We start from the raw sequence: 18760 nt of genomic DNA on the forward strand, positions 1-18760 counted from the left end.
ACGAGATATGACCTTATTCTTGCTTGCCATCGCTCCTGTATTCATTGTCATTTTTTATATTTTTATAAATGACAAATATGAAAAAGAACCGAAAAGACTGCTTGTTCAGAATTTTCTGCTGGGCGCTATTGTCAGCATTATCATTACCACCCTGCTTTATGTCATTATAGAAATTCCGCTTCCTTTAAAAAACCATGAAAGTGTTTTTGAACAATTTATCAAAGCGTTTTTTGTGGTGGGTCTGACCGAGGAATTCAGCAAGTATATCATCATCCGCTATTATTCCCAACCTCATGAAGAATATAACGAACCTTATGACGGAATCGTTTATGCTGTTATGGTTTCTATGGGCTTTGCGGCCACTGAAAATATTATGTATGTGCTTCAGGGCGGAATGGAAATAGCCATAATTAGGGCTTTTACAGCCGTTCCTGCACATGCTACCTTCGCAATCCTTATGGGCTACTTTATGGGGAAAGCGAAATTCTCAAATAATAGAGTCATTTTAAATTTGACTGGACTTTTCCTTGCCGTTCTGTTTCATGGTGCTTATGATTTTTTCCTGTTCATTGATTTTATTCCAGGAATCTGGATAGGTGCTTTTATCTCTCTTCTGATTGGAATTGTATTGGCGCGCAAGGCCATCAGAAAACACCAGCTCAATTCGCATTTCAATATTCACAAAGAGCGCTGAAATAATGAGTGTTTCGGCTCAATTGCAGTTTATTTGCTTAATTTTATCGGAATGAAAAATACCATTGCTGAACGAATTTCAGATTTTATAAAGAACTTCCCTCCTTTTGACCAACTTTCAAAAGGAGATTTATACGCCATTACCAAGGAAGTCACTATCACCTACCTCGAGAAGGACAAAAATGTTTATGTTGAAGGTGAAGTCCCTCACGACAGGTTCTACATGATCCATAAAGGCGCCATTGCACTCAAAAAAGTTATCAATTCAAAACAGGAAACGATAGATCGTTTAGATGAAGGTGATATTTTTGGCCTCAGGCCGCTTTTTGCCAAAGAAAATTATGCAACGGATGCGGTCACCGAAGAAGAAAGCATCCTCTACAGCATTCCTTTGGCTACTTTTAAGCCTTTGATCAGCCAAAACAAGGATATTGTGGACTTTCTCATTGAAAGCTTTGCTTCCAATACTGAAAATCCGTTTTCAAAAGAATTGCATGGCACTTTGATTGATCATCGTTTGGATCTTGTTGCAAATGACAAGGAACTTTTTGAACTGCAGCCTGTGCGCTATACCAAAAAAGTAATTACTGCCAAAGGAGAGACCAAAATAAAGGACATTGGACAACTCATGAAGCGACACCGCATTGGATCCATCATCATAGAAAATGATCATGTTCCAGTTGGGATTGTAACAGATGCCGATTTACGAAATAAGGTCATCACTGGAGAACATACCATTGAAGACAGTGCAAGCCAGATTATGAGCACACCTGTTTTGTGCTATCCCAAAAGCGTGTCTATTAGCCAGGCACAGCTCACCATGATGAAACACCATGTGAGCCACTTATGTGTTACAGAAGATGGTACACCAAACTCAAAAATCATAGGTGTTATTTCTCAACAGGACATCACTGTGATGCGCGGCAGCAATCCAACGGTTTTAATGAAAGCCATTAAGCGTTCCAAGTCCACTAAAGAATTAAAGCATATTCGCAAAAGAATCATGGTGCTTCTGGAGGGTTTCATGGAACAAAATATTCCATTGACCCAAACCAGTAAAATAATTTTTGAATTGAACGATGCCACCGTTAAGCGCATTATTGAGCGATGCATTCAAAAAATGGACAGACAACCTCCTGTCAGTTTTGCTTGGATGTCTTTTGGCAGCCAAGGCCGTAAGGAGCAATTGCTGCATACGGATCAGGATAATGGGATTGTTTTTGAAAGTGTCAAAGAAAATGAACTGGAAGCGGTCAGGGATTATTTCATGTTGCTTGCAAAGAAAATCAATAAGCGATTGAATGCCATTGGCTTTGATTTTTGTCCCGCAGACATTATGGCAAAAAATCCAAAGTGGTGTTTGGGTTTGGATGAATGGAAACAACAATTCAATCAATGGACGTCGAATACGGGAAATGACGAAATACTCCTGTCTTCTATTTTTTTCGACTTTGATATTACCTATGGCGATGCCAATCTCACAAACCACCTGTCTGAGCACATCTTTGAAATCACAAAAAACAATCACTTGTTTTTGTCAAAACTAGCAGCCAGCGCTCTAAGAAGCGCTTCTCCCCTAGGTTTTTTTAGGCAGTTTTTAGTAGAGCAGGATGGGGCGTATAAAGATTTTTTTGATATTAAAAAACGGGCTATCATGCCAATTTCGGATGCTGGCCGTCTTTTTGCACTTTCCAATCACATTAAAAACATAAATAATACAGCGGAAAGGTTTGAGAGAATGGCTGAGCTATTCCCTGAGGACAAAGAATTTTACCTATCCTGTTCCTACACTTCCAAAGCACTGCTCAAATTCCGTACAAAACAGGGCCTGCTCCATAATGATGACGGTCGGTTTATCGAATTATCAGCATTGACAAAAGAAGAAAAAATGAAATTAAAACGCTGCTTCAAAACCATAGCAAAGGTTCAGGAATTGATCAAACTGAAGTATAACGTCAATAACTTTATGTGATGCTTTGGAACTTCAAAAAGAAACAATATCCAGACTATTGGAAAACATACCTTCATCACTTTGAAAAAAAGGAGAAAAAGAAATTAAATACCTCACGATTTGTGTCCTTGGATACGGAAACCACTGGATTTGATTTTTATATAGACCGCATGTTGTCCATTGGCGCGGTATCTATAATTGAGAATAGAATCACAGTGGCAGATGCCTTCGAAATTTATTTGGAACAATCTCATTTTAATCCCGAAACTGTTCATATTCATGGAATTCTGCAACATGGGTTTAAAAAAAAGATTTCGGAAGAAGAAGCCATACAGCAATTTCTGATCTATATAGAAGATGCGGTGTTAATTGCCCATCATGCCGCCTTTGACATTAAGATGATTAACCAAGCCCTAAACCGAATGGGCTTGCCCAATTTAAAAAATAAGGTCATTGACACCATGGACCTCTATGCAAACACAAGAATTAAGTCGAATTTTATTGATAACCGCATTCGCTATTCTCTTGATGACATTGCGGAAGCCTATGCCATTAATTTAGAAGATCGGCATACAGCATCTGGCGATGCCCTAATTGCCGCATTTATATTTTTAAAGACAACAACGATCCTCAAGAAATCAAAAACTTTTAAGTTGGAAGATTATTTTCTAAAATCAAATAGATTTTAATATGCTTTCTAAAATTCGTAACTTTTCGACCACTTATGATAAAACCCTATGGACACACACTATCAAGTAATACTTAATGGCGCTCAGGAACTTTCAGTTTCCAAGGACGACCTAAATTCTTTGGATGCCATACAGACATCTCATTTAAAATACCACATACTTCAGAATGCCAAATCTTACCGCGCAGAAATCACAGACCGTAATTTCAACGAAAAAACATATAAAGTAAAAATCAACAACACCACTTACAATGTAAACATTCACAATGATTTAGATCAACTTATAAAAGATTTAGGCTTCGAGATTGGCAGCTCTAAAAAAGTTGATAAAATTTTTGCTCCAATGCCTGGATTAATTCTTGAGATATCCATTAAAGTTGGTGACACAGTTAAGGAAAACGATCCGCTATTAATTCTTGAAGCCATGAAAATGGAAAATGTGATCAGTTCACCCAGAGAAGGAATTATCAAGTTCATTTCCGCTTTAAAAGGAGATGCGGTTGACAAAAACCAGTTATTGATTGAGTTTGAGTAGATCCTTGTGATTACAGAAAACAGATCAATAAAGTTTAAAAATTCTTAAAAAAGTGACGAAAAATTAATAGTAATAGTAATAGATTCGTGAATTTGAGGCAAAAACCAGATACCTGCTTTGGCAGGCATTAGTTATATCTCCGCCTTCGCGGAAATAAAAAATAAATTTTTTAATGAAAAAAATACTAGTTGCAAATCGAGGGGAAATTGCCATCCGTGTGATGAAAACCGCAAAAAAAATGGGCATTAAAACTGTCGCCATCTATTCTACCGCAGACAGAGAATCTCCTCACGTACGATATGCCGATGAAGCGGTACTTATTGGAGAAGGTCCTTCCAACCAATCTTACCTCTTAGGTGATAAAATCATTCAAGTTGCCAAAAATTTAAATGTTGATGCCATCCATCCGGGCTATGGATTCTTAAGTGAGAATGCTGATTTTGCAGAAGCTTGCGAAGCCAACGACATTATTTTTATAGGTCCAAAATCAGAAGCCATCAAAATAATGGGCAGTAAGCTAGCTGCGAAAGAAGCCGTAAAACATTATGATATCCCAATGGTACCTGGTATTGACCAAGCCATTACCGATGTTGTTAAAGCTAAGAAAATCGCCCAAGACATTGGTTTTCCTATACTAATCAAAGCCTCTGCCGGCGGTGGTGGAAAAGGAATGCGCGTTGTTGAAAAGGAATCTGAATTGGAATCCCAAATGACGCGTGCTATTAGTGAAGCGACTTCAGCATTTGGCGACGGCTCCGTGTTTATTGAGAAATATGTGAGCTCACCGCGTCATATTGAAATCCAGGTTATGGCTGACACTCATGGTAATATTATCCATCTCTTTGAACGTGAATGCAGTATTCAGCGCCGCCATCAAAAGGTGGTTGAAGAGGCCCCGTCATCTGTTCTAACACCAGAACTGCGTTTTAAAATGGGAGAAGCCGCCGTAAAAGTCGCAAAAGCTTGTGACTATGTCGGTGCTGGAACAGTAGAATTTCTTTTGGACGAACACCTAAATTTCTATTTTTTGGAAATGAATACACGCTTGCAAGTTGAACATCCCGTAACGGAGCTCATCACCAATACTGACTTGGTGGAGCTACAGATCCGAGTGGCCCGTGGCGAAGTCCTAGCCATCAAACAGGGGGATTTAAACATTAAAGGCCATGCTCTGGAACTTCGTGTTTACGCAGAAGATCCGTTGAACGATTTCCTACCTAGTGTGGGTCATTTGGATGTATACCAATTACCGGAAGGGAAAAACATTCGTGTAGATAATGGTTTTGAAGAAGGAATGGATATTCCAATTTATTACGATCCAATGCTTGCTAAATTAATTACTTACGGTGAAACAAGAGCTGAAGCCATTGAAGAAATGTTGAATGCCATCAGTAATTATCACATTGAAGGGATTGAATCAACGCTACCTTTTGGAACCTTTGTTTGTGAGCATGACGCTTTCAGGTCGGGAGATTTCAATACACACTTTTTGAAGAAATACTATTCTGCGGACAAAATAAATGCACAAAATAAAGAAGAAGCACATTTGGCAGCTGTGATTGCAGTCAAGCAATATTTAGAAGATCAGAAGATATTGAGAGTGCCGGAAGGAAACTGAAGCTACCATTTAAATAGCAGTTGAAGTCAAAATTGAAGCTACAATACAGAGACAGAGTTACACAAGGCTCTATAAAAAAATAAGAAGACAATTGATAGAGAATCTTGGCGTCTCTGCTAACATACAAATATATGGAATCAAAAATAAAAGATCTTAACGATAAACTTGCCTTAGCCCATCTGGGAGGCGGACAGGACCGAATTGACAAACAGCATGAAAAAAAGAAACTGACTGCAAGAGAACGCGTCCTATATTTACTAGATGACGGTTCTTTTGAAGAGATTGGCGCCTTGGTTACCCACCGCACCAAAGATTTTGGCATGGATAAACAACAATTTTATGGCGATGGTGTCGTCACTGGCTATGGCACTGTACACGGGAAACTGATTTATGTTTTTGCACAGGATTTTACGGTATTTGGAGGGTCGTTGTCGGAAACACATGCAGAGAAAATCTGTAAGGTCATGGATCTGGCGGTAAAAGTTGGTGCCCCTATTATTGGATTGAACGATTCAGGCGGCGCCAGGATTCAAGAAGGAGTGCGCAGTTTGGGTGGTTATGCCGATATTTTCTATCGCAATGTACAGGCTTCAGGCGTGATTCCGCAAATCTCTGCCATTATGGGACCTTGCGCCGGTGGCGCTGTTTATAGCCCGGCCATGACAGATTTCACCATTATGGTACAAGATACGAGTTATATGTTTGTAACAGGACCAAACGTAGTGAAAACCGTGACCAATGAGAGCGTCACTTCAGAAGAGTTGGGAGGTGCCAGTACGCACTCTACTAAATCTGGTGTGGCCCATATTACGGCCACCAATGATGTGGAATGTTTGGAAGACATTAAAAGACTCATCAGTTATTTACCTCAAAATAACACCGAAACTACACCTCTTTTGCCGTATGACTTGAAAGATGAAGTCCGAGATGAGCTTTCTGCTATCATTCCTGACAACGCCAATAAGCCTTATGACATGCATAGCGTGATCAACGGCATTATTGATATTGATTCTTTCTATGAAATCCATAAGGATTATGCCGAGAACATTGTGGTCGGATTTGCCAGATTAGGTGGTAGAAGCGTTGGGATAGTCGCCAATCAGCCGATGTATTTGGCTGGTGTTCTGGATGTTGACAGCTCAAAGAAAGCAGCACGTTTTGTTCGTTTTTGTGATTGTTTCAATATTCCCTTACTGGTTTTAGAGGATGTTCCAGGTTTTTTACCCGGAACTGACCAAGAATGGCGTGGCATCATTTTACACGGGGCTAAACTACTGTATGCCTTTAGCGAAGCCACTGTGCCAAGAGTGACCGTTATTACTCGTAAAGCTTATGGAGGCGCCTATGATGTGATGAATTCCAAACATATAGGAGCCGATATGAATTTTGCCTGGCCAAGCGCAGAAATTGCGGTAATGGGCGCCAAAGGTGCTGCAGAAATTATCTTTAAAAAAGAAATCAATAAAGCTGAGGACAAGGAGGCGAAGTGGAAAGAAAAAGAAGCGGAATACGCACATCATTTTGCCAACCCGTACAGTGCTGCTGAACGTGGATTTATTGACGAAGTCATTTTACCTAAAGACACCAGACGGAAATTGATCAAGGCTTTTGCCATGCTGAAAGACAAAAAAGAAAATGGACCAAAAAGAAAGCATGGGAATATTCCTTTGTAAAAGTTTTTAAGTATTCAACGTAAATGTTATAACGGTTCAAGTCTAAGCTAATATTAAACAAAAAATTAAAATGAGTATTATTTCCCAATATTAGGCAAATAATACTCATTTTTTTATTGATCTCTAAATTGGTTTCGGAGCAGTGTAAATTTACTCGTCACTAAATTATTTAGTATTGCTTCAGAAAAGATTATAGTTTAGAAATTAATTTCTTCTTACCGTTTGATTGTTTTTTCTGCTTTGGTTTTGAACTCGGTTTAGGTTTTGGCTGATTCTCTTTTAATCTCACATAAATCAATTTAAAATGACCTTTAGAGTCTTCACGTCGGTCAATTTCGAAATCTTTTATGGATTTAATCAATGGTGTCAATTTCTGAAAGCCATAATTACGAGAATCAAAATTAGGCTGTTTCTTCTGCAGTAAACTGCCTACATCTCCTAAAAATGCCCATCCATCATCATCAGCAACATCATCAATGGTAGTCGAAATAAACTTGATATCTTTTGCTGTGATCTTATCAATATCGCTATCAGTTGACTTCGATTTTTCGCTGGAAGCACTAGGTTCCTCCAAACTTTGGTTCTTCAAAATTTCAATATAGATAAACTTATCACAGGCCACAATAAACGGATTAGGTGTTTTCTTTTCGCCAATGCCATAAACTTTCATTCCTGCTTCACGTAATCGAGTTGCCAAGCGTGTAAAATCACTGTCACTTGATACCAAGCAAAAACCATCCACTTTTTCCGAATAAAGAATGTCCATAGCATCAATAATCATGGCAGAATCCGTAGCATTTTTACCAACAGTATACCCATATTGCTGAATTGGGGTGATGGCATTTTCCAACAACAAATTCTTCCATTTAGAAAGGTGCGGCTTTGTCCAATCGCCATAAATTCTTTTAATAGTGGGGTTTCCATATTTGGCAATTTCTTCCATCATCTCTTTTACATGGGCTGAAGGAATATTATCGCCATCTATTAGCACTGCAAGTTTAGTATCCATTTAAGGGGAATTATTTTAAATTTCTGAAGTTATTTAAGGCTAAAGATAGTATTTAATTATAGGAAAATAATGGTAGTCACTCTTTTTTAAGAGTTCTATAACGAAAAAGAAAACCACAGTCAATAGAGACTATGGCTTCTTCTTAATCCAAATTTAATTCTATCCAAGTACGAGAAAGATACTAAAGAAGTAATCTTTGATACACTTTATCTTTAACAGACCGGTATTGATCCACACATTCTTGATATTTTTCAAATACTTGATCATGCTGATGCATATAGAATTGGTCACATTCCAACTCATCACATTCGCGCACATTGTTCAATAAGTTTCTGTAGGTATAGAACTCATTTAATAGATGAATGTTTTCATTGACATCATCTAACAATTCATCACGTAAATTTTTATCTCCAATTTTATTTGAAGCTATTGTTGCAAGTCGCTCCGCTTCATCATTCATAGCTTCCAAATGCGCAATCCAGGTATGAAGCTCGCGATGCATATGTCTTTTGACGATTTCGTCATCTGTCTCATTTGCGTAGCTGAAGGGTTCCATTAGACAATATTTAATTTTGTTATATTATTTTGCTTCACATCCAAAAGTGTTATATCCTTATCACCGCCAGGGAAAGTCCAACTAATACTATCATTTTTGGCATATCCCATTACAGCGGCACCCATTGGCAGCAACAATGAAATCTTTTTTTGGGAATTATTGCTTTCCGCAGGTAATACTACCTGAAAGGTATAGGACCAACCATCCTTTGTAGCAATTGTAATTTCCGAATTGATTCTTACAACATCATCAGGCATTTTGTCATCATCCAAAATCTCAGCGCTTTCCATCTCCTTTGCGAATTTGGTCAATGATACTTTTTGGGTTGAATCTTTATAATCATTCGTAAGGTTCAACAAACGTTTGATTGCCACATACTCTTTCTTTTCCAATATTAAATTACCATATTTCATGTTTACTCAATTTTTTAAATTTATAAAAATATTATGCTATATATATTATACTGTACTGATTATAGCAAATAAGTACGCTGCTTTTCGCAGATTACTGTTTTTGTATTGAGAAAGCTCTATTTTAAGTCTTTCATCATATTGATACACAAGATTATAGGATTATAAAGAACAGATTTCTTCTTGAAAACATACTTTTCAAAATCCTTTCTGGCTTTTATAAACCTACAAATTAATTTAAACGAGTGCTTTGTTATTTCCAGAGGTAGAGAAACCCTTGGCATCTTTAATTATAGAATCAAAAATAACATTGTGCCCTTTAGTTATTGAATATTCACTACACGACCAAATGAAACTTTTATCATTAGTTAAACTGCAATATATGAGATGCTCACACGATCCACACAGGCTGTTTTCTAAAGCGTTCATAATTAAAAGTTTTAAGCTTAACTATTAAAGCAATAGACGTGCCATTAAACCCCATTAAAGCAAACAATAAACAATGTGCTGATTATCAGATTTTTATACTAATTAGAGTAAAACATAAATTCTTTAAAGTGATACCATTGTCCTCACTGGAGAATTTTTACCCAGCCTAGATTGCTCTATTTAATTTTATCGCGAAGGGTTTTACGGTCAATTTGAAGAATCTCTGCTGCTTTCGATTTATTATTATTGGTAGCTTCCAAAACATTGAGGATATGCCGTTTTTCCACTTCTTTTAGAGAAAGATTGAGATCTTGCTTTGGAAATTCGATTTGATACTTTAGATAATTTGGTAAATTATCAATTTCCACGTGTTTGTCACACATAATTACAGCACGTTGGACACTGTTCTCCAATTCTCTGATATTACCTGGCCAATCATAGCGTTGCAGCGCCATTAACGCCTCATCTGAAATTTGTACAATGTGATCCTTATACTCTACCCCATATTTAAAAAGAAACTTTTCCACCAATAATGGAATATCTGTTTTTCGATCTCTTAATGGCGGCACTTCTATTTGAACAACGGTGAGCCTATAATATAAGTCCTCCCTAAAACGCCCGTTTTTAATAAGTTCCTGCAAATCCAGATTGGTTGCCGCGATAACCCTAACATCTATCTTTTCTGCTTTTTGCGAACCAAGTTTCATCACCTCTTTTTCCTGAAGCACTCTAAGCAAGCTGAGCTGCGTTGATAGTGCCGCATTTCCAATTTCATCCAAAAAAAGTGTTCCTTTATTGGCCGCTTGAAAAAATCCGCTTCTATTGTCATTGGCCCCCGTAAAGGCACCTTTGGTATACCCAAACAACTCCGCTTCCAATAAACCTTCTGGGATAGCCCCACAATTGACTGCCACAAAAGGTGCGGCAGAAAATTTACCCATATAATGAATTGCTCTTGACACTAATTCCTTACCTGTTCCACTTTCGCCCTTTATCAATACTGTCGCCCTATTATCCTTTACTCGGTCAATGATATTAAACACGTTCTGAATGGCGTCTGATTCTCCAATCAATTCTCCAAATATGGCTTTGCGTTGGTGAGGAATCTTGGTTATGGATTTTGATTTTTGCCGCAAGACTAATGATTTCTGCACCGCACTTTTAAGTTCTTCTTTTGTAAATGGTTTAATTAAATAATCCATGGCACCCGATTTCATTGCTTTTAAAGCGCCGTCTATGGAAGGGAAACCAGTTACTGCCAATTTGGGAATTTCCGGAAAATGCTCAGAAACATATTTGACCAACTCCAGCCCATCAACACCGGGCATTTGAAGATCAGTGATCAATAAATCAATAGTTCGATCCTGTAAAATGGCGATGGCCTCCTTTACGGAAATAGCCTTATAGGTATGGTAATTTAAAGAATGCAAATGCCTTTGGATAAGCTCCAGAATATGGACATCATCATCAACAATTAATATGTTTTCCTGCTCCAATGGCATAAATTATAATTTTGGGAAATTCAATGTAAAGATAGTTCCCTTTGGTATATTGGCCTCATGTTTTATAGTTCCTTTATGGGATTTAATAATTCCATGCACGACGCTCAAACCCAATCCAGAGCCATCACCAACTGGTTTTGTGGTGTAAAACGGATTAAAGATAAATTCAGAAATATCTTTTGAGATGCCGTGTCCTTCGTCCTTTATGATTAAAACCACGTCCCTTTCATAATTAAAAACTTCAATTGAAACAAAACCATTCTGTGGAGAAAAATAAATGGCATTGATCACTAAATTGAAAATTACTTGTGTAAATTGAATAGCATCTACCCTCAAATAAATAGCTTCATCACTCAGGCTCAAAAGATGGTTGAGATCCTTTTTTCCGAAACTTGGTCTTAAGAGGTTGATCGCATCTGTGATGATTGGACAAATATTGACCAGTTCCATTTGCTGTGGCATTTCACAGGAGAAAAACATCAATTTTTTCACTACCTCTCTTGAAAAAATAGCGCTGTGCATTATTTTATCCAAATCCTGCAAAGCTTCCTTGTCGTTAACAAAACGCTCTTTCAACAATTCCGAAAATCCCAAAATATTAGCCAATGGCGTATTTAGTTCATGGGCAATCCCTGCGGTGATTTCACCTAGGATAGCAAGCCTATCTGCGCGTTCCATCCGTCTTTTGGTGATTTCCTCTTTGTCAATAATTTCCTTTCGCTCAATTAGGTTGCCAAGTTCTGAAGCAATGATTCGGACCAACTGTTTTTCTTCTTCCAAGAAAACAATTTCATTATATTTTGACTTCGGATAGCCTATTTTAATGGAGCCATAAGGTTTATTGAATACTTTAATAGCCGCCAAAATAAACACAAGTTCTTGAGAATCTTCTCCTGCCTGAATCAACTCATCCCCAAGTTTCAGTTCTACGAAAGCCTCATTACTATAAAGAATGGACTCCTTTAAGCTTAAGGCAATGGCTTTAAAAGTAGGTTCTAAATCAAAAAGGTTGCAATTGGCAATATAGGAACTCACATTATAAAGACATGTGAGCTCCTTAATCCGTTCCTTTAACTTGTCTTCGGTTGAAACGACTCTGCCCATCTTTTCTTTAAAGCCTTTGGTCTATAATATCTTTCACCACTTCTGGATTTAACAATGTACTTGTATCTCCTAGATTTGACATATCATTTTCTGCGATTTTTCGTAGTATACGTCGCATAATCTTGCCGCTTCTTGTTTTTGGCAAAGCTTCCGTAAATTGTATTTTATCGAGTTTGGCAATCGGTCCAATACGTTCGGAAATCAACTGATTGATTTCCTTACGCAAATTCTCATGAACCCTGCTCTCACCAGTTTCTTTCAAAGTTACGTAACCATATAGAGCGTTTCCTTTAATATCATGCGGAAATCCTACAATAGCACTTTCAGATACTGCCGGATGTTCGTTAATCGCATCTTCCAATGGCCCCGTTCCAAGATTATGTCCGGATACAATCACGACATCATCCACCCGTCCGGTGATTCTATAATACCCAACTTCATCCCTTAAAGCACCATCCCCCGTAAAATACATATTTTCATAGGTCGAGAAATAAGTTTCTTTATAACGCTGATGATTGTTCCAGATGGTACGCGCCATTCCTGGCCAAGGGAATTTAATACACAAACGTCCTTCCACTTGGTTGCCCTTTAATTCTTCACCATTTTCATTTACAATAGCAGGTTGCACGCCTAAAAACGGCAACGTAGCGTAAGTTGGTTTTGTTGGGGTTACGTAAGGTAGTGGTGAAATCATGATGCCGCCAGTTTCAGTTTGCCACCACGTATCAACAATAGGGTTTTTACCTTTTCCAATAATATCATTGTACCAGTGCCATGCTTCTTCATTAATTGGCTCACCCACAGATCCCAAAACTTTTATAGACGAGAGATCAACGTTTTCAACAAAGGAAAGATTTTGTTTCGCCAAAGCACGGATGGCTGTTGGTGCCGTATAAAATTGATTTATTTTATGTTTTTCAATAATTTTCCAAAATCTTCCAAAATCCGGATATTGAGGGACACCTTCAAACATTACCGTAGTCGCACCATTAGCCAAGGGTCCGTAAACAATATAGCTATGACCCGTAATCCAGCCAATATCTGCGGTACACCAATACACATCATTTTCTTTGTATTGAAAAACGTTCTTAAAGGTATAGGCGGTGTAAACCATATATCCGGCCGTGGTATGAACCATACCTTTTGGCTTTCCTGTAGATCCTGAAGTGTATAATATAAATAGTGGATCTTCGGCATCCATGAGTTCTGCTTTACAATCTGACGATGCCTTATCCATTAAGGGCTGTAACCATACATCACGCTTTTCAACCATTGTCACATCGGCATTGGTACGCTTTACCACCAACACTTTATCAACAAGTTCACAATCTTGGAGCGCTTCATCTACAATACCTTTTAAATCAATACTTTTATTACCTCTAAAAGAACCATCTGCGGTAATTACCATTTTACAATCGCTATCAATAATCCTTGTGGATACGGCCTTAGCTGAAAAACCAGCAAAAACAACATTATGGATCGCACCAATACGCGCACAGGCCATTAAGGTTATGGCCAGTTCTGGAATCATAGGTAGATATACACAAACACGATCTCCTTTTTTTATACCCTGATCTTTCAGTACGTTGGCCATTTTACAAACGCGCTCATGAAGCTGGGTATAAGTGATGTGTTGAGCTTCTTCCGCTGGGTCATTTGGCTCAAAAATAATGGCCGTCTTGTCGCCTCGATTGATCAAATGCCTGTCAAGGCAATTTTCTGTAATATTGAGTTTTGCACCTTCAAACCATTTAATCTGTGGTGTACTAAAATCCCAACTGAGCACATTATTCCATTTTTTACGCCATAAAAAATGCTCTTCTGCTATTTCCTCCCAAAAATTTTCAGGCTCACGAATTGACTTTCTATAAACTTGGTAATATTCTTCAAGGTTTTTAATACTGTAATTACTCATAATGTATGTGGTCTTTTTTGTGGAATTGATCAGTTATTTTCTAGGCTCGCTAAATAAGTTAACCTACAGTTCATTTTCAAAAATATCAATAAATTTTAATAGTTGCTAAATATTTCACCCTACTATTTGGGCGCTCAATTTCTTTTACATTCATTTCACAGATGCATTCTCTGTGCATAAGCTTTAATTTCTTTGATTACTTTAGGCGCCAATATAATTGTCGCCGTCATTGTTGGAATGGCCATCAAGGCAAAAGTTCCATCAATAAGATTAAGCATCATGCTTAAAGGGGTTAAGGCTCCTAGTAAAATACTGGCGATATAAAAATAATTATAGTAGTGTTTGTTATGGGCACCGAATAAAAACGACATGCATTTTGAGCCATAATAAGAATAGGTAAATAATGACGAAATACTAAAGGTGGAAATACAGATCAATAACAAATAATTTCCATAAACAGGAATAGCATCATTAAAGGCTGCGGCCGTCAAACTCACACCGTTGGCTTCACTTGTTTGCCACACACCCGTTACCAAAATGGCAAGAGCTGTTAACGTACATACGACCAGCGTATCAATGGCTGGCCCTAGCATAGCTACCAATCCTTCTCTAACTGGCTCATTTGTTTTTGAAGCACCATGCGCCATTGGAGCGGTACCTATTCCCGCTTCATTTGAAAATGCGCCTCTTCTCACTCCCAACAAGATCAATCCACCTACAACACCTCCCAAAAATGAATCTCCTTTAAAATTATTGGCCGCAAAGGCATCCGTAAACATTAACGATAAATATTTCGGCACCTCCTCAATATAAACACCAAGAATAATTAACACCAGCACAAAATAGAGCAACACCATGGATGGCACTAATTTTTCCGCCGTTTTACTAATTCTGTCCAGACCCCCTAATATTACCACTGCTGTAATGGCAACCAATATGAGCCCAATTATAAAATTGGAGGTATCTGTCACAACCACTCCATTTGGTTCCAATAAAATAAAATTTATCGCTTGTTTTAATTGGTTGACATTAAAAACTGGCAAAGCCCCTACCAAGCCGCAAATACTGAAAAACACAGCCAATGGTTTCCAAGATTTTCCCAAACCTTCCATGATAAAATACATAGGACCACCTTGAACATCCCCATTACTGTCTTTTCCTCTAAACATAATGGCCAGAGCACAGGTGAAAAACTTCGTAGACATCCCAATTATGGCACTGATCCACATCCAAAACATAGCTCCAGGACCGCCAATATGGATTGCAACGGCTACACCGGCAATATTACCCATCCCTATTGTAGAAGCCAAAGCGGTGGAAAGGGCCTGAAAATGAGTGATTTCACCAATAGCATTAGGGTCATCGTACTTCCCTCTCAATACATTTATGGCATGAAAAAAATATCGGAAAGGTAAAAATCTTGAGCGTACCAAGAGGTATAAACCACCTCCTATTAAAATGATCAATAACGGCAAACCCCAAGCGTAGTCAGCAAACGATTGAAAAAGCGAATCTAATGTCTTCATGTTTTGGTTTTGATTAGCGATTTTAAAGATATAGTTTTCGATTTAAAAAGCTCAAGAATGTGCTCTAAAAAATAAGGATTAGACTTAAAAGTTATTAATTTTGAATTTTAACATTATATTTACATTTACTAGCCAAAACCTCATTGAAAGCAAACCGACTTTATTTTATTGATGCCGTTAGGGCATTTGCTATTTTGATGATGTTGCAAGGTCATTTTGTGGATACGCTTTTGAATCCTATTTACCGTGACGATTCCTATCCAGCTTATACGGTATGGTCTTATTTTAGAGGAATTACTGCACCAACTTTTTTCACTATTTCAGGTTTAGTTTTTCTTTATTTACTGTTAAAGGCACATGCTAAAGGAAGTGACAAGCAGCGCTTGCGAAAAGGGGCCACCCGGGGTGCTATGTTAATTGTTATTGGTTATGCCCTTCGGATTCCTTTTTTCTCATGGTTAAAAGGAAGTTTTGATACTTATTTTTTGGTCATAGATGTCCTGCAGTGTATTGGACTCTCCCTATTATTATTGATTGGTCTATATTTGCTTTGCAGAAGAAACAGCTATGTACTGTCAGTTGTTTTACTGAGCATTGGCTGTCTTATTTTTATAACTGAACCTTTATATCGGGACCTGACCTTAGAAAATGTGCCTCTGGTTTTTTCCAATTACCTGAGCAAAGCCAATGGCTCTGTTTTTACGATGTTGCCTTGGTTTGGCTATGTAGCGTTTGGCGGGTTTTTCGCCACGCTGTTTTATAGAAATTCGCAAAAAAAGTATTTTAAGCAGATTACCGTAACCGCTTTTTTTGTTTTAGGAAGTCTCCTACTTTTTTATTCCACTGTCATATTACAAAAACTATTTGATTTTACAAATATTGAATTATTTGAACGTTCCGCAAACTACAATTATCTCTTTTTAAGATTAGGAAACGTGCTCTTGTATTTTGCTTTTTTCTATATGCTGGAACGCTTTATGAAGCAATCTATAGTAACGCGAATAGGAGAATCTACTTTAAATATTTACATCGTACACTTTATTATTATCTACGGAAGTTTTACAGGTATTGGCTTAAAGCATTTTTATTATAAATCTCTGGAACCTTGGGAAGCTGTTTTTGGTGCTTTGGCTTTTATTGTAGTGGTATGCCTCATTGTGTTCCATATTGGAAAAACAAATGCCTTTATATATAAGTATCTAACTAAAGCATTTCATTTGATAAAAAAACCAAAGGCTCCTGCAAATGAAACTAATGAGAGTGATTAAATTCGCGCCTCTAAAAAGCGTTCCACATTATTTTTAATGCGTTGTTGAATTTGGCTGACATCCGCTTTAACAAAAGGCTCTCCCATAATATTCTCATAAAGTTCTATATAGCGATCAGAAACCGTTTTAATATAATCATCACTCATGTCAGGCACCACTTGTCCTTCCTGTCCCTGAAATCCGTTAGAAATCAACCATTGGCGTACAAATTCCTTTGACAGTTGTTTTTGTGACTCCCCATTGTCCTGGCGGTCTTGATAACCTTTGGCATAAAAATAACGTGAAGAATCTGGCGTATGGATTTCATCAATCAATACTATTTTTCCGTCCTTTGTTTTCCCAAACTCATATTTTGTATCCACCAAAATAAGACCTCTACTGGCTGCAATTTCTGAGCCCCTTTGAAAAAGTTTCCTAGTATAATCTTCTAAAACCAAATAATCCGCTTCATTTACAATACTACGTTTTAAAATCTCCTCTCTAGAGATATCCTCGTCATGGTCCCCCATCTCTGCTTTTGTTGCAGGGGTAATAATAGGATCAGGAAATTTATCATTTTCTTTCATTCCTTCAGGAAGTGTTACGCCACACAACATTCGTTTCCCCAATTTATATTCTCGGGCGGCATGACCCGCCATATACCCACGAATCACCATTTCAACCTTAAAAGGTTCACATAGATGTCCTACGGCCACATTAGGATCTGGTGTTGCAATGAGCCAATTAGGAACTAAATCTTGGGTCTGTGCCATGAAGTTAGTTGCAATTTGATTGAGGATTTGTCCTTTATAAGGAATTCCCTTAGGCATCACAACATCAAAAGCACTCAGTCGGTCCGTTGCAATCATGACCAATAGCTCGTCATTTATATTATAAACCTCCCTTACCTTACCTTTATAAAAACTTTTCTGGTTTGGAAAATTGAAATTAGTAGTTGTAATGGTATTCATGATCTTAGAGATTTAACAATTAATGAGATTACAAAAGTAAGGCTATTGGCAGAAAAATCACAAAAAAAAAGAGCAGTAAAAACTGCTCTTTGTAATCTTATTTTTTTGATGACCTATCGCTATTCAAGAGAAATAGCTATTTAATTTGAACACTTTATTTGGTTCGACGTAGAGTATCGGGGAATTAAAATCTTAATTCCCGTTCACAAGCGCGTTTATTTCAACTATAACCTTTTAATACGTTGCATCCCAACTTCTAAAATTTGAGTTTCACTGATTAAAATCTCAAATTGTAGGTTGCGCCAATTCCAAGCACCTGAATATCAACATCGTTGTCAGCAAATGTATTTTGATAATAGGCAAAGAAATTCCAATCGCGATTGTGATAGCCTATTTGGGGGTTTACATAAAGACCACCGTCATTATCATCAACATTGGTCAAAAAACCATAACCAAAGTCAACTCCAACAAACAGTCCTTTTGGTTTGAAATAATATCTCGCAAAAGCAGCCGCTGGAATAATTCCAAAGTCGTCCACTACATGATTGCCAATTATATGGTCAACATCACTCTTACCAAACATATGGCTATATCCTGTAGCCAATCCAATACCAAAATTAGGCGTCACCAAATACTGGGCCTTCAAATCCAATCCTAGCGAAAACGTAGAGGCATCATCCATATCGCCCACCGGCAGTCCTGCATTCACACCAACTTTTAACCATGAATTCTTTGAGGTCACATTAACCTCGTGATTTTGGGCAAATGTTGTCCCAACGATACATAATGTCAATAACAAAACAATCTTTTTCATTCTTTTAAATAGGTTTTAAATTAAGTAGATCTATTAGTCAAAATGTGTACCACTTCTAAGTTTTTGAGTGGTAATTTTTTGTTCTAAAACGCAATGGATTGACATTGAAATTATTATTA

Annotated in this window: 16 protein-coding genes; 7 read left to right on the forward strand and 9 right to left on the reverse strand. The window is 37.6% G+C overall.

The window, feature by feature from the left end:
* The first annotated feature begins 7 nt into the window (after positions 1–7).
* From G525_RS0105170 to G525_RS0105195, 6 genes are all read left to right on the forward strand, one after another.
* Positions 8–694 (forward strand): PrsW family intramembrane metalloprotease, encoded by a 687-nt coding sequence (locus G525_RS0105170; protein WP_027125207.1) that lies wholly within the window; start codon positions 8–10, stop codon positions 692–694.
* 51 nt (positions 695–745) lie between these two features.
* A complete protein-coding gene (locus tag G525_RS0105175) occupies positions 746–2665 on the forward strand; it encodes a DUF294 nucleotidyltransferase-like domain-containing protein (protein ID WP_027125208.1) in 1920 nt (639 codons plus the stop codon).
* A complete protein-coding gene (locus G525_RS0105180) occupies positions 2665–3333 on the forward strand; it encodes a 3'-5' exonuclease (RefSeq protein ID WP_027125209.1) in 669 nt (222 codons plus the stop codon). Before G525_RS0105175 ends, G525_RS0105180 begins: the two co-directional genes overlap by 1 nt.
* A gap of 48 nt (positions 3334–3381) precedes the next feature.
* The gene (locus tag G525_RS0105185) at positions 3382–3867 is read left to right on the forward strand and encodes an acyl-CoA carboxylase biotin carboxyl carrier protein subunit (protein WP_027125210.1); all 486 of its coding nucleotides are present in this window, start codon (positions 3382–3384) and stop codon (positions 3865–3867) included.
* Between the two features lie 172 nt (positions 3868–4039).
* Positions 4040–5485 carry an acetyl-CoA carboxylase biotin carboxylase subunit gene (gene accC / locus G525_RS0105190; RefSeq protein WP_027125211.1) on the forward strand — a complete coding sequence of 482 codons (1446 nt, stop codon included), beginning with the start codon at positions 4040–4042 and terminating at the stop codon, positions 5483–5485.
* Between the two features lie 131 nt (positions 5486–5616).
* A complete protein-coding gene (locus G525_RS0105195) occupies positions 5617–7158 on the forward strand; it encodes an acyl-CoA carboxylase subunit beta (RefSeq protein WP_027125212.1) in 1542 nt (513 codons plus the stop codon).
* Positions 7159–7348: 190 nt separating this feature from the next.
* On the opposite strand, the gene G525_RS20315 is transcribed toward G525_RS0105195, so the two are convergent.
* From G525_RS20315 to G525_RS0105230, 7 genes are all read right to left on the reverse strand, one after another.
* On the reverse strand, positions 7349–8167 hold the full coding sequence (locus tag G525_RS20315) for an NYN domain-containing protein (protein WP_051209806.1): 819 nt from the start codon (positions 8165–8167) through the stop codon (positions 7349–7351).
* A 181-nt stretch (positions 8168–8348) separates the two neighbouring features.
* On the reverse strand, positions 8349–8723 hold the full coding sequence (locus tag G525_RS0105205; protein WP_027125213.1) for a hypothetical protein: 375 nt from the start codon (positions 8721–8723) through the stop codon (positions 8349–8351).
* Positions 8723–9136, reverse strand: a complete 414-nt coding sequence (locus tag G525_RS0105210; RefSeq protein WP_027125214.1) for a GreA/GreB family elongation factor — start codon at positions 9134–9136, stop codon at positions 8723–8725. The genes G525_RS0105205 and G525_RS0105210 overlap by 1 nt, the downstream gene beginning before the upstream one ends.
* A 602-nt stretch (positions 9137–9738) precedes the next feature.
* The gene (locus tag G525_RS0105215) at positions 9739–11064 is read right to left on the reverse strand and encodes a sigma-54-dependent transcriptional regulator (protein WP_027125215.1); all 1326 of its coding nucleotides are present in this window, start codon (positions 11062–11064) and stop codon (positions 9739–9741) included.
* Positions 11065–11067: 3 nt separating this feature from the next.
* Positions 11068–12168, reverse strand: a complete 1101-nt coding sequence (locus G525_RS0105220; protein ID WP_027125216.1) for a sensor histidine kinase — start codon at positions 12166–12168, stop codon at positions 11068–11070.
* Between the two features lie 7 nt (positions 12169–12175).
* Entirely contained in the window at positions 12176–14083 is a 1908-nt protein-coding gene (gene acs / locus G525_RS0105225; RefSeq protein WP_027125217.1) for an acetate--CoA ligase, read from the reverse strand.
* A 155-nt stretch (positions 14084–14238) separates the two neighbouring features.
* Complete coding sequence (locus tag G525_RS0105230; protein ID WP_027125218.1) at positions 14239–15609, reverse strand: alanine/glycine:cation symporter family protein; 1371 nt, start codon at positions 15607–15609, stop codon at positions 14239–14241.
* A 143-nt stretch (positions 15610–15752) separates the two neighbouring features.
* Between G525_RS0105230 and G525_RS20320 the strand changes: the two genes are divergently transcribed.
* On the forward strand, positions 15753–16877 hold the full coding sequence (locus tag G525_RS20320; RefSeq protein WP_084647708.1) for a heparan-alpha-glucosaminide N-acetyltransferase domain-containing protein: 1125 nt from the start codon (positions 15753–15755) through the stop codon (positions 16875–16877).
* Here G525_RS20320 and G525_RS0105240 read toward each other — a convergent pair.
* Together G525_RS0105240 and G525_RS0105245 are read right to left on the reverse strand one after the other, a co-directional pair.
* Positions 16874–17827 (reverse strand): phosphoribosylaminoimidazolesuccinocarboxamide synthase, encoded by a 954-nt coding sequence (locus tag G525_RS0105240; RefSeq protein ID WP_027125219.1) that lies wholly within the window; start codon positions 17825–17827, stop codon positions 16874–16876. The two genes, G525_RS20320 and G525_RS0105240, sit on opposite strands and share 4 nt — an antisense overlap.
* Before the next feature lie 277 nt (positions 17828–18104).
* Positions 18105–18641, reverse strand: a complete 537-nt coding sequence (locus tag G525_RS0105245) for a hypothetical protein (protein ID WP_027125220.1) — start codon at positions 18639–18641, stop codon at positions 18105–18107.
* Between the last annotated feature and the right edge of the window lie 119 nt (positions 18642–18760).

The sequence above is a fragment of the Gelidibacter mesophilus DSM 14095 genome, from assembly GCF_000423005.1.
Lineage (GTDB): Bacteria > Bacteroidota > Bacteroidia > Flavobacteriales > Flavobacteriaceae > Gelidibacter > Gelidibacter mesophilus.

What these genes read in the sequence shown, in the direction of transcription:
- G525_RS0105170 (WP_027125207.1), top strand. Translation starts at nt 8, where the DNA reads ATGACCTTATTCTTGCTTGCCATCGCTCCTGTATTCATTGTCATTTTT.
- G525_RS0105175 (WP_027125208.1), top strand. Translation starts at nt 746, where the DNA reads ATGAAAAATACCATTGCTGAACGAATTTCAGATTTTATAAAGAACTTC.
- G525_RS0105180 (WP_027125209.1), top strand. Translation starts at nt 2,665, where the DNA reads ATGCTTTGGAACTTCAAAAAGAAACAATATCCAGACTATTGGAAAACA.
- G525_RS0105185 (WP_027125210.1), top strand. Translation starts at nt 3,382, where the DNA reads ATGGACACACACTATCAAGTAATACTTAATGGCGCTCAGGAACTTTCA.
- accC (WP_027125211.1), top strand. Translation starts at nt 4,040, where the DNA reads ATGAAAAAAATACTAGTTGCAAATCGAGGGGAAATTGCCATCCGTGTG.
- G525_RS0105195 (WP_027125212.1), top strand. Translation starts at nt 5,617, where the DNA reads ATGGAATCAAAAATAAAAGATCTTAACGATAAACTTGCCTTAGCCCAT.
- G525_RS20315 (WP_051209806.1), bottom strand. Translation starts at nt 8,167, where the DNA reads ATGGATACTAAACTTGCAGTGCTAATAGATGGCGATAATATTCCTTCA.
- G525_RS0105205 (WP_027125213.1), bottom strand. Translation starts at nt 8,723, where the DNA reads ATGGAACCCTTCAGCTACGCAAATGAGACAGATGACGAAATCGTCAAA.
- G525_RS0105210 (WP_027125214.1), bottom strand. Translation starts at nt 9,136, where the DNA reads ATGAAATATGGTAATTTAATATTGGAAAAGAAAGAGTATGTGGCAATC.
- G525_RS0105215 (WP_027125215.1), bottom strand. Translation starts at nt 11,064, where the DNA reads ATGCCATTGGAGCAGGAAAACATATTAATTGTTGATGATGATGTCCAT.
- G525_RS0105220 (WP_027125216.1), bottom strand. Translation starts at nt 12,168, where the DNA reads ATGGGCAGAGTCGTTTCAACCGAAGACAAGTTAAAGGAACGGATTAAG.
- acs (WP_027125217.1), bottom strand. Translation starts at nt 14,083, where the DNA reads ATGAGTAATTACAGTATTAAAAACCTTGAAGAATATTACCAAGTTTAT.
- G525_RS0105230 (WP_027125218.1), bottom strand. Translation starts at nt 15,609, where the DNA reads ATGAAGACATTAGATTCGCTTTTTCAATCGTTTGCTGACTACGCTTGG.
- G525_RS0105240 (WP_027125219.1), bottom strand. Translation starts at nt 17,827, where the DNA reads ATGAATACCATTACAACTACTAATTTCAATTTTCCAAACCAGAAAAGT.
- G525_RS0105245 (WP_027125220.1), bottom strand. Translation starts at nt 18,641, where the DNA reads ATGAAAAAGATTGTTTTGTTATTGACATTATGTATCGTTGGGACAACA.